The organism is Streptomyces sp. NPDC046977 (genome assembly GCF_040644455.1).
Classification (GTDB): Bacteria; Actinomycetota; Actinomycetes; order Streptomycetales; family Streptomycetaceae; genus Actinacidiphila.
In genome coordinates this window covers 251,325-267,085 of sequence record NZ_JBEYWO010000007.1, presented here as the reverse complement: position 1 = coordinate 267,085, position 15,761 = coordinate 251,325, and the positions used below count along the sequence as shown (strand labels likewise).

Annotated in this window: 11 protein-coding genes; 6 read left to right on the top strand and 5 right to left on the bottom strand. The window is 71.0% G+C overall.

Going from position 1 to position 15,761, the window contains the following annotated elements; translation table 11 throughout:
* Positions 1-33: 33 nt before the first annotated feature.
* A complete protein-coding gene (locus ABZ883_RS13750; protein WP_360905807.1) occupies positions 34-243 on the bottom strand; it encodes a 2TM domain-containing protein in 210 nt (69 codons plus the stop codon).
* A 51-nt stretch (positions 244-294) separates the two neighbouring features.
* Positions 295-1,014: an alpha/beta hydrolase gene (locus ABZ883_RS13745; RefSeq protein WP_360905806.1), complete on the bottom strand. Its 720-nt coding sequence runs from the start codon at positions 1,012-1,014 to the stop codon at positions 295-297.
* Positions 1,015-1,404: 390 nt separating this feature from the next.
* On the opposite strand from ABZ883_RS13745, the gene ABZ883_RS13740 reads away from it, so the two are divergent.
* The 3 genes from ABZ883_RS13740 to ABZ883_RS13730 all read left to right on the top strand — a co-directional run bounded on the left by ABZ883_RS13740 (position 1,405) and on the right by ABZ883_RS13730 (position 7,427).
* Positions 1,405-3,981 (top strand): FAD-dependent oxidoreductase, encoded by a 2,577-nt coding sequence (locus tag ABZ883_RS13740; RefSeq protein ID WP_360905805.1) that lies wholly within the window; start codon positions 1,405-1,407, stop codon positions 3,979-3,981.
* Positions 3,982-4,245: 264 nt separating this feature from the next.
* Complete coding sequence (locus ABZ883_RS13735) at positions 4,246-5,550, top strand: BTAD domain-containing putative transcriptional regulator (RefSeq protein ID WP_360905804.1); 1,305 nt, start codon at positions 4,246-4,248, stop codon at positions 5,548-5,550.
* Positions 5,466-7,427, top strand: coding sequence for a hypothetical protein (locus tag ABZ883_RS13730; RefSeq protein WP_360905858.1), 1,962 nt, complete (start codon positions 5,466-5,468; stop codon positions 7,425-7,427). The genes ABZ883_RS13735 and ABZ883_RS13730 overlap by 85 nt, the downstream gene beginning before the upstream one ends.
* A gap of 138 nt (positions 7,428-7,565) precedes the next feature.
* Here ABZ883_RS13730 and ABZ883_RS13725 read toward each other — a convergent pair whose 3' ends face one another.
* Positions 7,566-8,150 carry a hypothetical protein gene (locus ABZ883_RS13725; protein WP_360905803.1) on the bottom strand — a complete coding sequence of 195 codons (585 nt, stop codon included), beginning with the start codon at positions 8,148-8,150 and terminating at the stop codon, positions 7,566-7,568.
* Positions 8,151-8,163: 13 nt separating this feature from the next.
* Positions 8,164-8,763, bottom strand: a complete 600-nt coding sequence (locus ABZ883_RS13720; protein WP_360905802.1) for a cupin domain-containing protein — start codon at positions 8,761-8,763, stop codon at positions 8,164-8,166.
* A 605-nt stretch (positions 8,764-9,368) separates the two neighbouring features.
* On the opposite strand from ABZ883_RS13720, the gene ABZ883_RS13715 reads away from it, so the two are divergent.
* From ABZ883_RS13715 to ABZ883_RS13705, 3 genes are read left to right on the top strand one after another with little or no spacing between them, the layout of a single operon-like run.
* Complete coding sequence (locus ABZ883_RS13715; RefSeq protein WP_360905801.1) at positions 9,369-12,581, top strand: BTAD domain-containing putative transcriptional regulator; 3,213 nt, start codon at positions 9,369-9,371, stop codon at positions 12,579-12,581.
* Complete coding sequence (locus tag ABZ883_RS13710; RefSeq protein ID WP_360905800.1) at positions 12,578-13,774, top strand: PLP-dependent aminotransferase family protein; 1,197 nt, start codon at positions 12,578-12,580, stop codon at positions 13,772-13,774. The genes ABZ883_RS13715 and ABZ883_RS13710 overlap by 4 nt, the downstream gene beginning before the upstream one ends.
* Before the next feature lie 53 nt (positions 13,775-13,827).
* Entirely contained in the window at positions 13,828-15,183 is a 1,356-nt protein-coding gene (locus ABZ883_RS13705) for an MFS transporter (RefSeq protein WP_360905799.1), read from the top strand.
* A gap of 430 nt (positions 15,184-15,613) precedes the next feature.
* On the opposite strand, the gene ABZ883_RS13700 is transcribed toward ABZ883_RS13705, so the two are convergent.
* Positions 15,614-15,757 (bottom strand): hypothetical protein, encoded by a 144-nt coding sequence (locus ABZ883_RS13700; RefSeq protein WP_360905798.1) that lies wholly within the window; start codon positions 15,755-15,757, stop codon positions 15,614-15,616.
* Between the last annotated feature and the right edge of the window lie 4 nt (positions 15,758-15,761).

Below are 15,761 nucleotides of genomic sequence, written 5' to 3'. Positions count from 1 at the left end.
CTGGAAGACGACGAGGTTCCTCGATGGTTCGGGTCATGGCCGGACGAGCGAGCGGGACTTCGAACGAATCGCCCAGTAGTGGATCGCCAGCCCGATGCCCCAGCCCAGAACCGACCACAGGGGCCAGAAGAAGTGGTCGGGTGTGAGAATCCACCACAGCACCACCTGGGTCACGTTGGCGATGATGTACCAGAAAAGGTGGATCCTCAGACCCCACTTCATGGCCTTTTCGCTCTTCTGCATTGTTTCCTCCCACGGATCGTCGGATCGGTGCACTTGCGGTGGCCGGCGGTACTACTGCGGGAGCGTCTGCTCCTGCACGGCTGTCTCGATGAGGGCCACCGTCGCGCCCGGCCGGGAGACGAACAGCATGTGCGAGGCACCCTCGACCACCTGGGTCTTCGCGCCGGAGCGCTGGGCCATGAACTCCTGCGTCGCCGGTGGGATGATCCGGTCGGATCCGCTGATCAGGTTGTAGCTCGGGATCGTGTGCCATGCCTGCGGACCGGTGGCAGGCTCGCCCAGGGCGGCGCCGGTGGCCGGGCGTTGCGTGATCGAGTAGAGGGCGGCTTCCTCCGCCGGCACGTCGGCCGCGAAGTGGGGATGGAAGACCTTCGGGTCGATGTACAGGTCGACCTGACCGTCGGGCAGCGGCACCGGCTTGAGGGACTCGCCCACGGTGCTGCCCGGGAACTTCTCGACCAATGCTTGCGCACTCTCGCCCGTCTCGGGCACGAACGCCGCCAGGTAGACCAGTGCCTTCACGTTCGCGTTCCCCACGGCGGCAGTGGAGATGACCGCACCCCCGTACGAGTGGCCGACCAGCACGATCGGTCCCTCAATGCTGTCCAGCAGTGCCTTGACCTGAGCGGCGTCAAAGGCGAGCCCTCGCAGTGGATTCGGCGCGGCGACCACTGGATGGCCGTCGGCGACAAGCCGCTTGGCGACGGCGTTGAAGCCGCTGCTGTCGGCAAAGGCTCCGTGTACGAGCACGATCGTCGGATTCCCGCTCACTGTGGACCAACCTCTCCTTCGGATGACGGCCGCCAAGGACCGGAGCGGGTGTCGGGTTTTCCCGCACCGTCCGGGTGACGACCACTTCTTCGAACCGCGCCCGCGGGGAACGTCCGCCGGCGACGTCGACCGCCGGAGGTGTCCGGACACGTCGGTCGACGAACCGGGGGCGTGACCGCGGCGGCCGTGCCGGGTTCGCGGATCAACTCGGCGAAGTACGCCGCGGCTCCGCACCCTCACGCTCGGCGCAAAGCTATGGCGCCGCACTGGACAGGAATTGAATGGGACCGGGACCTGGTTCCGGGTGGCCTTCACTGATGATTCAGTCGACGTCAAGCCGGTTCGGCCAATCTGAGCGCCTCGGCGGACAGATGACGTGGGGGGTGGCCGATGGTGTCGGACGAGGCAGCCGATGTGGTGGTGATCGGGTCGGGTATGGGCGGTCTCGCGGCGGCGCGCGCGATCGCGCAGTTCGGCGGGAAGCGTGTTCTCGTCCTCGAACAGCACTACACGCTCGGTGGGATGACGCACGAGTTCTCCCGCGCCGGGCGCTACCGGTTCGGTACCGGGCTGCATTACATGAGTGCGAACGCCGGCCCGTTCCTCGGGTTCATGACGGACGGGAGGGCGCAGCTCTCGCCCCTGCCGGACGAATACGACGCGCTGCACTTCCCGGGGTTCGATTTCGCCGTCCCCGCCACGAAGGAACGATTGCGCGAGTCTCTGAAGGAACGGTTCCCTGCCGAGTCCGACGCGATCGACCGATTCTTCCGGACCATGCGCTGGGCCATGGCCGGGCTGACCGCGCGCAACGTCTTCGCATCGTTCCCCGCCGGCGTACGAAGAACGGGTGCGCCCATCGTCGAACGGCTCTTCCCGTCGGCGTTCCGATCGTTGCGGGACCAGGTGTCCCGCAGCTTCCGCGATCCGCGGCTGCGGGCCGTTCTGGCCGCTCGATGGGGGCTCTACGGCACTCCGCCGGCGTCGAGCGCGTTCGGCTGTCACGCGGCGGTCCCGCTGACCTTCTTCATGGAAGGCACCGCGCACCCCGTGGGCGGCCCGCAGGAGCTCAACCGGGTCGTTCTGGAGATCCTGCGCCGGCACGGTGTGGTGCTGCGCTCCCGGCAGAAGGTCCATGAGGTCGTCGTCGAGGGCGGCAAGGTGACCGGTGTCGACGTCGAGGACACCGCCGCCGGCCGCCGTTACCGTGTCCGGACGGACACCGTCGTCTCGGCGGCCGGAGTGCGCAACACCTACGCCCTGATCGGGAAGAGCCACGAACTGGCAGATCTGCCTGAGGAACGGTCGGCGGTCATGCTGTTTCTCGGACTGGACCGGTCGCCGGCCGCGTTCGGGCTGCGCGGCGAGAACCACTGGTTCATGCCGGATCTCGACGAGCACGACAGCGTTCACCGTCCTCCGGGGGAAGGCACGCTGTACGTCTCGTTCGCCTCGCTCAACAACCCGGCCGCCCGGTTCCACACGGTGGAGTTGCTGGAACTCGTCGATCCGAAGGTGGTCGACCAGTGGCGCGGCACTCCCGAGAGCGAGCGGCCGGACAGCTACCGGAAGTTCAAGGACGAGCTGACCGGCCGGCTGGTCGCCCGCCTGGAGGAACGCTGGCCCGGCCTCCAGGAGACGATCGCATTCGCCGAGCTGGCGACACCGCTGTCGTTCGAGACGTATCAGCACAGCGTGCGGGGATCCTTCTACGGACTCGCGGCGACTCCCCAGCGGTTGCGCTCGGCGCGCGCGGGATGCCGTACTCCGGTCAAGGGCCTCTTCGTGGCCGGGCAGGACGCCTGGGGGTCCGGCGTGGTGGGGGCGCTGGCGGGCGGGCTGATGGCGGCGAACGCGGTCCTGAAACCGCGGCAGCTCGGGACGATGTGGCGGGCCATCCTTGCCGGCGGGGCGAGCCGGGATCCGGCCACGCCCTGGGAGGGCTATCTGCGCGTGGCCGGCATCGAGGTGCTGACCCCGACCGTCCGCAGGATCCGCTTCGAACCCATGGCCGGGGACACGATGCCGTTCTCGTTCGCCGCCGGGCAGTACGTGAAGGTCGACCTGCCCGTCGCTATCGAGCCGGTCGAACGGTCGTACTCGATCTGCAGCAGTCCCGGGCAGAGCGGCTTCGTCGAGATCGCCGTGAAGCACGAGCCGGACGGGCTGGGCTCGGGATTCCTGAATGAGGAGCTGGAGGCCGGCCTGGCACTGCGGGTGAGCGGCCCGCACGGCGAGTTCACCTGGGAGCCGGGCACCGAGGAAGGCGCGGCGGACTCACTCCTGCTCATCGCCGGGGGCGTCGGGATCACCCCGCTGATGAGCGTCCTGCTCGCGGCCGCCGACGCCGGTCACACGGGGCGGATCGTCCTGCTCGCGAGCTTCCGGACCGAGGACGAGGTGCTGTTCGGGCCGGAGCTCGCGGCGCTGCGGTCCCGGCTGCCGGGGCTGGAGGTGTCGGTCTTCACGACCGACCGGCAAGGGCGGATCGGTCTCGACGACCTGCTGCCCCACGCGAGGCCGACGACCCGAGTGCACCTGTGCGGGCCGGCGTCCATGATGCAGGACCTGATCGGCCGCCTGGGAGTACTGGGGGTGCCGCGAGAGGCCATCCGCAGCGAGGCGTTCGTGTCGGGCCGGAGCAAGGAGACCCGCCGGGAGAAGGCGCACGCCATCGCCGTCGCCGCGGTGGCGGCCGGCGTCACCGAGTTTGTGATCGGCACGGTGGGCGGCGTCCCGGCGTTCCCGTGCAGCCCCGGGCAGTCGGTCCTCGACGCCGCCAACACCGCCGGCGTCGCGTTGCCCCAGTCGTGCGGCGAGGGCGCCTGCGGTACCTGTCGGGTGCGGGTGCTCTCCGGCGCCTACGAGACGGACGACCGGGGGATGTTCTCCGCCGACGAGTTGGCGGCCGGCTGGCGGCTGGCGTGCCAGACACTGCCGACCGAGGACCTGGTGATCGACCGGTAGGGCGGGCCTGCCGCGGTTGCTGTCCGCGTCGTCTCGTCGACAGCACGAGGGGCAACGGCTTCTGACTCCAGCCTGTCCGGTCCAGCGGCGTTCGGCGCGTGGACGGGCTGAACAACCTGTCGCGATCACTGCTGTCGCCCCTGGCCGTTTGCCCGGCCCTTCCGGCCGTCGAAGGGCACCAGTGGCCTTCGCCGCGGCGTGACTTCGGTCGCCACGGGCAGCGGACGGCCGCGGGGGCGACCTGGACTGGGAGTGGAAAAGGGAATGGCCTCCTCCGACGCCTCTGTGCGTCTGCAGGTGCTCGGTCCGTTGCGGATCTGGCGGGACGGTGCGGAACTGGACGCAGGTCCTCCGCAGCAGGCGTATCTGCTCGCGGTTCTCCTCGCCCGTGCGGGCGAGCCGGTCAGCATCGGCGAGTTGGTGGACCTGATCTGGGCCGAGAACGTCCCGGCCTCGGCGGTCAACATCCTCCAGAAGTACGCCGGTGCGCTGCGGCGGCTGCTGGAACCGGCGTTGGCCGCGCGTGAACCCGGCTCGTACCTGCGGCGTCGCGGCAGCGCGTACCTGTTCGAGGCTGCCCCCGGGACGCTGGACATCGTGAGGTTCCGTGAACTGGTCGACGCAGCGGAGGGTCGCGTCGCGGAGCGGCAACCCGCCGCGGCACTCGACGGGTACCTGGAAGCGGTGGGGCTCTGGCAGGGTTCGGCAGGCGACGGGGTCGCCTACGGCTCGACCGGTATGGCGATCTTCGCCGGGCTGGACGACGAGTTCCACCAGGCCTGCGTGGCGGCAGCCGAGTTGGCGACACGGCTCGGCCGGCCCCAACGTGTGCTCCCGTCCTTGCACATGGCCGCGCGGATGGCGCCGTTGCACGAGAGGGTGCAGGCGAGTCTCATCGCCGCCCTGGCTGCCGCCGGCCAGCCGGCCGAGGCCCTGTGGGTGTTCCGGACCGTCCGCGCCCGGCTGGCCGAGGAGCTGGCCGTCGCCCCTGGCCCGGCGCTGGTGGCCGCTCACCTGCGGGTGCTGGAACGGGCACCGGCTGAGGGAATGCCCTCCGAACCTCCGGCGGTACCCCCCACCGGGGCGCCGACTGCCGACTGCCTGGTCGGGCGGGCCGAGGAACTGGCGGTGGCGCGGCATGCGGTGGAGTCGGCACTCGCCGGATCCACGGGGCTTGTGCTCGTCGAAGGAGAGCCCGGGGTGGGCAAGACCCGTCTGCTCGAGGCGGCCGGCGCCGCGGCGAACCGGCAGGGCGCGCTCGTCGTCTGGGGCCGGTGTCTGGAAGGGGACGGCACACCGTCGATGTGGCCGTGGTCGCAGGTCCTCGGAGCGCTCCTGGACGACGTGCCGGCCGCGGCCCGGGGGGAATGGCAGGCGGGTAACTCGGTCGTCTCGTCGCGCCGCGCGGGGACACGACGTCGGTGCTGCCGGACAGCGGCGTCCGGTTCCGCTTCTTCGAGCAGGCCGTGGCGCTCGTCCGTCAGATGTCGGCGCGGCGACCTGTGGTGCTCGTCGTCGACGACCTCCAGTGGGCCGATGCCGCCTCGCTGGATCTGCTCGGCCACCTGATGGCCCGGCTGCCGTGCGGCACCGTCGTGATCGGGGCGCTCCGCGACCGTGCGCCCGCGCCGAGCCCGGAACTGGGACGGCTGCTCGCCGCGGCGAGTCGGCTGCCCGGTCACCGCAGGATCCCGCTGGGCCCGCTCGGCCCGGCCGAGGTGGCCGAACTCGTCCGCCGTGAGACGGGGCAGGACCCGGGCCCGGGGGCCACCGGCCTCATCCACAGCCGCAGCGGTGGCAACCCCTTCTTCGTCCGCGAGCTGTCCCGGTTCCTCGCCGATGGTGATGGCGCTGTCCTCACGGAGGCCGCCGCGGCCCGGACCGCGGTACCGGCAACCGTCCGGGACGTCGTCCGCGACCGGATGACCGGGCTGGGGGAAGAGGCCAGGAGTCTGTTGCAGATCGCCGCGCTGATCGGCCGTACCGTCGACCTGGCTCTCCTCGCCCGCACCGCCGACCTGGACCACCAGACGTGTCTGGACAGCCTGGAGGCGTGCGAAGGGCTGGGCCTGCTCGAACCCTCGCCCGGCGATCCCTACTCATGGAGATTCCCGCACGACCTGATCCGCGAATCGGTGGTCGAGACCGTGTCGCAGCAGCGCGCGGCCCGGTTGCACCTGCTGGTCGCCGATGCCCTGGATGACAAGGCCGCGGACACCGAACTGGTGGCCGAGCGCCTCGCCCATCACCTGTGGTCCGCCGGACCGCTCGCGGATCCGGCCCGGACCGCGGCGGCGCTCGTCAGTGCCGGCCGCTGCGCCGCGGGAAAGTCGGCGTTCACGGCCGCCGCACGACAGTTGCGGTCCGCCGCGCAGGTGGCGCGAAGAGCGGGCCTGGCAGAGCTGGAACTGTCCGCCCTGTCGCTCTTCACCGCGGTGGGCGGAATACGGGCGGGGCAACTCGGCTCGACGCCCGAATCGTTGGAGCGGGCCGAGCACCTGGCGCGTGGCCTGGGCCAGGAGCGGGAGGCCGCCGACTTCCTCTTCGCTCGTTGGGCCGCCCACTCCCAGGGCATCCAGATCGACCGTGCCGGACAACTGGCACGACGGCTACTGGAGCAGGGCGAGGCATCCGACGACCCGGTCGTCCGCACGTACGGCCAGTACGCGTGGGGCATCCACCAGTGGTCCGTCGGCAACATCGGCGAGGCGTTCCGGTACCTGAGCCGAACCGGTTCGACCATGCTCGACGACCTGGCCGGCGGCGGGGCGAACCCACTGCGGCGCGATCTACGGCTGCTCGGGCCGGTCATGCTCGCTCTGACAACAGCCCTGCACGGCGACCTCGGCACGGCGCGGACGCTGTTCGACACCATCCAGTCCGCCGCTGACGCCGACCCCTATATGACCACCGTCTGGGCCGCGTTCGCCTGTACCGCCGCGGCTGTGGCCGGCACCCCTGAGCGGGCGCTGCATGTGGCGGAGCGCGGGATGACCGTGGACCGGGACTTCTCCTTCGCCTTCTTCGGCAGCTACCAGCGGCTGGCCCTGTGCTGGGCGCACGCCGTGACCGGCGAGGACCCGGCCGGAGCCGCGATGGAAGCGCAACGGCTGATCACCGCGGCGCTGGCCGACCCGCCACGCTCGGGCCTGGCCACCTGGTACGGGCTCCTCGGCGAGATGTGGCTGGCAGCCGGAAAGCTGGACGAGGCCGACGCAGCACTCGACCGGGCGGACTCGGCCGTCGAAACGTACGGCCAGCGCTCCGTCGAAAGCCTGCTGCTTCTGCTCCGGGCACGGGTGTCGCGGGCGCGCGGCGAGCCCGTCGCCTCCTCTCGGGCCCTTGCCGAGCGGGCGCACGCACTGTCCGTCGAGCGCGAGGCCCACCTGTTCGCCCGCCGTGCCGAGGAACTGCTGGCCGAGCTTGCGGACGGCACACCCCGCTGACATCCGCGTTCAGGCCGCCCACCGCCGGCGGGCGGCCTGAACGTGTGCCTTGGATGCCACGGCCGGAGGCCCGGATGTCCGAGCACTACGAAGCGACGATCCGCAACGCCGCAGCCGCCGGCAGACACCTTGTCGTCGTCACGGCTGGGCAGTTGGCTGTGCCCGACCGGGAACCGGCACATCGAAGCAGTTCAGCACCATCGCGATGAGGCAGTAGCTGCCGATGAGGAACACGAGCTCGCCGACCCCGTCATGGCCCAGCAACTGCGTGGCCCGGTCATATGTGGAGTCCGGCAGTATGCGCCCGGAGGTCAACGCCATCGCGACATCGTGGGCGACGGCCTGTTCGTCACTCAGCCCGGAGGGCCGCCCGCCCGCCGCCAGGGTCGCGACCTGTGCCGCCGCAAGCCCGACCTCGTCCGCCGTCCGCTCGTGCGCGTACAGCATGTACCGGGCGCCGTAGGCGGCGCCGACGGTGAGGATCGCCACCTCGCGAACGATGGGGTCGAGGCGAGCCTCGGCCGCGACCGCCCGCTGCAGGAACAGAGCCGGCACCCCGAACGTGGGGAAGCGCAGCATCGCCGCGAACGGCCCGACCAGCGCGCCGTCGTCGTCGAGGATGACGACGCGGCCCTGCTCCTCGGTGACGAGGCCGGCGATGCCGTCATGCACCTCGCGGAGTTGGGGGCTGAGCTCATCGGGTGGGATGGGTCGAATACGCATACGATGCTCCTTCTCAGAGTCCGTCGGTGTACTGGCCGTCGATGAGTACGAAGGCGACCCGGCAGTTCGCGGCCGACCGGTTTGTCCACGCGTGGTTGGTGCCCCGCTGAATCACGATGTCTCCGGCGCGGACAACGGTCTCGCCCTCGTCGAGAACCAGCGTGAGCTCGCCCTCGATGACGATCCCGTAGTCGATGGTCTGCGTACGGTGCATCAACGGATGCGGGGCGCCGGCAACGGACCGTGCGGCGTCGGCACCGCCCATCTCCGCGAACTTCGCGGCCGCCTCGGCCCCCGTCAGGTTCCGGATCCGGTCGTCCTCCGGAGGGAAGTCGATCACCCGGATACGAGTGCCACGCTCGGGAGGCCCGAGCACCAGACCGTCCTCCGCCGGCTCACCCGACTGCCGGTCGATGACGGCCGGCGTCTGGCGTGTGTTCCACACCTCGTAGAAGATCGGGCCACCAGGCCCACCGATCTCCGCCACGCGAGTCGGCGGCGCGTCCTGCGTGATCACCGCACGGTCGGAGATGTCATGGCCGGTCACGATTCGCCGGAACGGTTGCACTGGGCTCATAGGGTAAGTCCTGCTCTTTTCAGTGGATTTGGGCATGGATGGTCAATGCGTCAATGAGGTCAGCGGCCTGGCGGCATGGGCGCCGCCCGCGCACCGAAAGGCTGGCACCCGGCACTTGACGTGGACTTGACCGCTTGTGGACGGCGCCCGGGTGTCCGTAAAGTCCGTCTCGGCGCGCACGCCCGGCGAGCAGGGCTCCGGCTTTCACCGCGTTCTGCCGAGGAAGCCCGGGGCTTCGGCCTCGGGAGGAATCGGCTCCTGGGTGTTCGGGCGTGGAACGCACGAGGCGGCGAAGCCCCCGGCGAATGCCGGCACGCAATCGGCGTGGTGGTGACCGGAGCAGCATCCGCGCTGTGCGGTCCGGGACGGAACTCCCTCTGGAACCGCGCTGCTCCGCAGATCGGCGGGTGGACCGGCCACGGGAGCCGCCGCATTGGTACCCGCCGATCGGTAACCCGCGGCCGCCATGCCGGCTCGACGAGCATTTGTTCGCAAGATGATAACGTTGTCAGGAATTGGTTCCGCCACGACAGCACCGCCCGATGGCCGTCCCGGTGGATGGGTTCAGGCCGCGGACCAGCGGTGAAGCGGGTTACGCTCCAGCGGACGTGGTCGGCCTGTGCGTAGGGGTAGGGGTGGGGATGACGTCCTCCGGCGGACATCTGCGTCTGCAGATTCTCGGTCCGTTGCGGGTCTGGCGGGACGGTGTCGAACTGGACGCCGGGCCGCGGCAGCAGTCGTACCTGCTTGCGGTTCTGCTCGCCCGTGCGGGCAAGCCGGTCAGTACGAGCGAGTTGGTCGATCTGATCTGGGCCGAGGACGTCCCGGTGTCGGCGGTGAACATCCTTCAGAAGTACGTGGGCGCGTTGCGGCGGCTGCTGGAGCCTGCGCTGCCCGTCCGTGAGGCCGGCGCGTTCCTTCACCGGCGTGGTAATTCCTACCTGTTCGCCGCCGGCCCGGCCGCGCTGGACCTCCTGGCTTTCCGGGAGGGCGTCGATGCCGCCGGGGACGCGGTGGCTCGGCACGATCGCGAGGCGGCCCTCGATCACTACGTCGGAGCGCTCGGGCTCTGGCACGGCCCGGCGGGCGACGGCATCGCCGGCGGGACGGACGGTACGACGGTCTTCGCCGCGCTCGACAACGAGTTCTACGACGCGTGCACGGCGGCGGCGGGGCTCGCCGTGTCGCTGGGCCGGCCGGAGCGGGTGCTTGCGGCTTTGCAACTGGCCGCGTCGATGGCGCCGTTCAACGAACCCGTGCTGGCCGCTCTCGTCGGCGTTCTCGGCGCGACGGGGCGTCAGGCGGAGGCGCTGTCGGTGTTTCGGCAGACCCGCGACCGGCTCGCCGAGGAGCTGGGCATCGAGCCGGGGCCGGCGCTGGAGGACGCACAGCGGCGGATTCTCACCCAGCCCCAGGCGTCGCCGCGTGCGCGGGAGGCGGGAGGCGAGGTCGGGCGGATGACGGGGGCCGGCTTGATCGGCCGGGCCGAGGAACTCGCCGCGTTGCGGGGCATCGTGGAGCGTGCGCTCGCCGGTGACACCGCGATCGGTGTTGTCGAGGGTGAACCGGGTGCGGGCAAGACCCGGTTGCTGGAGGAGGCCGCCGCTGTGGCGGGCGGGCTGGGTGCGTTCACCGTCTGGGGCTCGTGCCTGGAGGGTGACGGGACACCGGCGATGTGGCCGTGGGAGCAGGCGCTGGGCCAGGTCGTCCGCAGTCTGCCCGCTCCGGCGGGTGAACGGTGGCTGACCGGCGGGCTGGGAAGCCTTCTGGCCCCGCGGGACGATGCCGCGCGGGAACTGCCCGACGGCAACGCCCAGTTCCGGCTGTTCGAACAGGTCGTCGCCCTGCTGGGACAGGCCTCGGCGGGGCGGCCGACACTGCTGATCCTTGATGATCTCCAATGGGCCGATGCCACTTCCCTGCAGTTGCTGGATCATCTGGCGGGGCGGCTGCCCCGTGGCACCGCGATCATCGGTGCGCTGCGGGACCGTGCACCCGCACTCGGCCCGGACCTGTCCCGGGTGCTGGCCGCCGCCAGCCGGCGGCCCGGTCACCGCAGGTTCCGGCTCGGCCCGCTCGGTCTGGCCGACGTGACCGAACTCGTCCGCCACGAGGCCGGCCAGGACCCCGGCGACGCCGTCGCCCGCGCCATCCACGCCCGAACCTCCGGCAATCCCTTCTTCGTCCGCGAGCTGTCCCGCCTCCTCAGCGGAGGCGGCGCGATCGGCAGGGCCGGCGAAATCGGCGCGGTCGGCGCGGTCGGCGCGGTCGGCGACGGTGACACGTCCGCATCGGCGGGGGTCCCCTCCACCGTCCACGACGTCGTCCGCGGCCGGATGGCCGGGCTCGACGACCGGGCCCGCGACCTGCTGCACATGGCCGCGCTCATCGGCCGCGACGTCGACCTCAGGCTGCTGTCCCGCGCCACCGGTGTGGACGTCGCGGACTGTCTCCACCGCCTGGAACCGCTGCACACGCTCGGGCTGCTCGAACCCGGGCCGAACGACCCGTCCTCGCTCCGCTTCGCGCACGACCTGGTACGCGAGTCGGTCTCCGGGACCGCGACGAAACGGCAGGCCACCCACATGCATCTGCGCGTCGCGGACGCGCTCGAACAGATCCACGCCGACGACGAGGACGTCGCCGAACGCCTCGCCTACCACCTGTGGGCCGCCGGCCCCCTCGCCGAGCCCGTCCGCGCAGCGGAGGCGCTGATCCGCGCCGGGCGCCGCGCGGCAGCCAAACTCGCCTTCGCGTCCGCCCATCGGCAGCTGCGCTCCGCGATCCAGGTCACCCGGGCCTCCGGACTCATGGAGCTGGAGTTCTCCGCCCTCACACTGCTCGCCATCGTCGTCAGACGACAGGCGGGGTACGACGCCTCGACCTTTGATCTGCTGGAGCGGGCCGAATACCTGGCCCGCACCCTCGGCCGGGAGGCGGAGGCCGCCGACTTCCTCTTCATCCGCACGATGGGTGCCTACACCGCCATCGAGCAAGGCCGCGGGCAGTTGGCCCGCCGACTGCACGAACTCGGTCAGGTGTCCTCCGATCCGGCCGTCCGACGCTACGGCCGGCACATGTGGGGCCTGCACCAGTGGGACATCGGCAACATCGGCGAGGCGTACCGGTCCTTCACCAAGGAGGATGCCGCCGCTCCCGGCGGCATCCTCGCCCCGGACGAAGAGACACCGCTCCGGCGGGACGGCAGCATCCCCGGGGAAGGGCCCGGCTGGCGGGCCGTCATGACCGCGCTGCACGGTGATGCCGACGCGGCGCTGGCTTTCGTCGACACCTGGGACACCCCGGGGGACCCGTACGCCGCCTCGGTCTGGGTCTACTACACGACCATGATCGCTTCCATGGCCGGGGACGCCGAAACCGCGCGGCGAGCCGGCGAGCGGTGGGCCGCCGCCGGTCTCGCCCGTCTCGGCGCCCAGATCGACCACTACATCCGGCAGTTCTGGTGCTGGGCACGCGCCCTCACCGGCGAGGACCCGGCCGCCGCCGCAGCCGAGGCCGAGGAACTCCTGGTCGCCCACCTGCTCGATCCGCCGCAATGGGGCATTGCCTACCAGTACGCGCTGATCGCCGAGATGTGGCTGGCAGCCGGATCGCCCGACCGGGCCGAAGCCGCTCTCGACCGGGCCGACCAGGCATTGTGGGACTACGGCCAGCGGTACGCCGAAGGTCTGCTCCTGCTGCTGAAGGCGCGCCTGCTGCAGGCCCGCGGCGCACCTCTCACCGCCGTCCGGGCCGCCGCCGAACGCGCCTACACGCAATCCACCGCATCCGAGGCGCACCTGTTCGCGCGACGCGCCGAACGACTCCTCGCAGCACCTGGAGGCACCACATGACCACGGGCCCTGAGACACAGAGCGGGCTGACGGCCCTGGCCCGGGGGCTCTCGGCGCCGAAGGGCTTCGTCGACGCCAGCCTGGCCACCCCTGCCCCCGGAACGATCAGGCTGCTGGGTGGCATCCCCGCGCCCGAGGCCTTGCCGGCCGAGGCGATCGGCCGGGCAGCGGCACAGTTGTGGCAGGACCCCGACGCCGCGATCGCGAGCCTGCAGTATGCGCCGGCGCGCGGATCCGACGTGCTGCGCGACTGGATCGCGAAACGGGAGGGCGTCGACCCGAGCCGGATCGTGGTGACGAACGGTGGCATGCACGGCCTCGCACTGGCGGTGCTGACCGTCGTCGAGCGCGGTGCCACCGTCGCGGTGGACGATCCCGTGTTCCCCGGTTTCCTGTGGGCCCTGGAGGTGTCGACGACGCGGACCCTGCCGGTGCCGGTCGTGGCCGACGGCTTCGATGTCGAACACCTCGCCCGGCGGCTCGCCACCGGCGCCCGGATCGCCGCGGCTTACACCGTGCCCGACTTCCACAACCCCGCCCAGGTCAGTCTCTCGGCGCCGAAGCGGCAGGCACTGATCGAGCTCGCCGAGCGGTACGGCTTCTACGTGATCGTCGACAATCCGTACCGCGAACTGCGCTTCGGCGGCCAGGACCAGGGGGTCGAGGTCTTCAACCAGTCGGACCGGGCGATCCACGTCAACACCTTCACCAAGACCCTCGGCCCCGGCTGGCGCGTGGGCTGGCTGGTGCTGCCGGACCACCTCGTGGACCCCGTGATCCGGCTGCGCAACCGGCTCGACGTGCATACGTCATCGGTGACCCAGGCGATCATCGAGCGGATGCTCACCGACGACGCCGACTGGTTCGACCGTGTCGTGCGCAGCGCCGTCGCGCTGTACCAGGAACGTGCCGGCGTGCTGGTCGACGCTCTGCAGGAACAACTCCCGGGCGCACTCGACGTCGTGGCCCCCGAAGGAGGGCTGTTCCTCTGGCCGCGGCTCACCGACGACGCAGTGGACCCCGCGGCGCTGTTCCAGCGGGCGGCCGCCCACGGCGTGGTCTACCAGCCGGGCGAGTTCTTCGCCGCGGACCCCCAGCGGCGGTCTTCGGCCCGACACTTGCGGTTCGCCTACAGCGACCGTACTCCGGAAGAACTCCGGGAGGCCGTACGCCGGCTGGCCCTGGCCTTCTGAGGACGCATGCGAGCAACGACAGTCCCCTGTTACGGATTTCCTGAAGGCGGCTCATGAGCGACGTTCGGCTCCCCCTGCGCGCACTCGTCCCGTTCGCCACCGGTTCGGTCGGCATGGGCATCTGGGTCACCGTGCCGGGCATCTTCCTGCTGTACTTCCTGACCGACGTCCTGGCCGTGCCGCCGCATGTGGCCGGCCTCGCGCTGCTGCTGCCGAATGTCGCCGATATCGTGGTGCACCCGTGGGTGGGCCGGATCTCCGATGCCGGCCTGACCGGCCGTGGTCACCGCCGGAGACTGATGCTGGGCGGCTGCGTTGTGGTGCTCGCATTCGTGGCCATGTTCGCCGTGCCGTCGGACGTGCACGGGACAACCGCAGCGATATGGGTCGCGGTGGCCCTGGTCGCCGGCAACCTGCTCTACTCGTGCTACCAGGTGTCCTACCTGGCCACACCGGCCGACCTGGGCATCGGCTACCACGAGCGGACACGCCTCATGGGCTACCGCAATGTCGTGATCACCGTGAGCGTCCTGCTCGCCGGTGTAGCCGCGCCGGCGGTCGCCGGCGACGATCCGGGCGTCGGCGACTACACGAGAATGGCCCTGCTGCTCGGCGCGGTCATGCTTGCGGCGATGCTGGTCGGCATTACCGGCGTCGCCCGCCTCAACCGGGTCGCGCCGGGCACCCCGGCGGAGCCGGGGCACCGGGGCGGGCTGCTGGTGGCGCTGCGCGACCGGCAGTTCCGTGCGCTGACCGCGTCCTATCTGACCGTCGCGATCACGATGAACCTGGTACTGGCCGCCATGCCGTACTTCGCCGAGTACGTGCTGGGCCGCTCCGGGCTCACGACCGTGCTCATCGCGGCGTTCATGGCGCCTGCGGTCCTGACCACGCCCGTGTGGGTAGTGGTGGCGCGGCGTCTCGGCAAGCAGCGAAGCCTGCTCGCCGCCCAGGCCGTGTTCGTGGCCGGCTCGCTGGTGCTGGCCCTGGGCGCCGGGGCCGGCCTGCCTCTGCTGATCGCAGCCGTGGCGATGCTGGGCGTCGCGTTCGCCGCGATGCAGCTGATGCCATTGTCGATGGTTCCCGACGTCATCGCTGCAGCCGGGCCGGCCGGTACCGTCAGTGCGGGCAGTTACACCGGCTTGTGGACCGCCGCCGAGGCCACGGGCGGCGCACTGGGGCCGTACGTGTACTCGATCTGCCTGGCTGCCGGCGGGTTCGTGGCCAGTACCGCGGGCGAGCACACCACGCAGTCTTCCGGCGCAGTGGCGGCCGTTCGCTATGGCTTCACCTTGGTGCCGGCCGTGCTCATGGCGATCGCCATCGTGCTGCAACGCCGGTACACCCTGGACAAGGCTGCCCACACTGTGGTGCCGCGTGCCGATGCCAAGGAAAGAGCGGTGAGGTGAATTCTCCGGTCTCGGCCGGGGTGAGACGGCCAAGACCTCGGTGAAGGGGAAGACCTCGGTGAAGGGGAAGACCTCGGCGCGGGGGGTGGCCAGTCGGGCCACGTGGGGGAAACGGGATCCGGCACGCCCGCAAATGTGCCGTAGCCCAAGCTCACCTGTTCGGTGCCGGAACCGGGCCGCCGTGTATTCGCCGCTGCGATCGCCGGATCACGCAGCCTGGCTCCGGGATGTGCCGGCCGTGGCCTCTCCGGCTCCCACCGTTTCCCATCAGGTGATGTCGCCGTACCAGCCGGGTCCCGGGACGCTCGCCAGGGACGTCGCCGCCGATCAGGTCCGGGGCCTGCTGTGCCGTCACATCCTGCCGGGCCGGTGAATGCCTCCTGCGCCGGGTGATGCCGCGGATGCCAGGCTCGCGCATCACGCCTACGGTTCACCCGTCGTCCCAGGCAGCGCAGTTCGGCGTGGGTACCGGGACACCGCAGGTGTGGCGGGAGGGGACGCGCAGCACGGTGATCTCGTGCGCGAGCGAGCCGTCAACGGCTTCCGCGCGGGCGGCCTCGCCTTCCTTCCGCACTGGC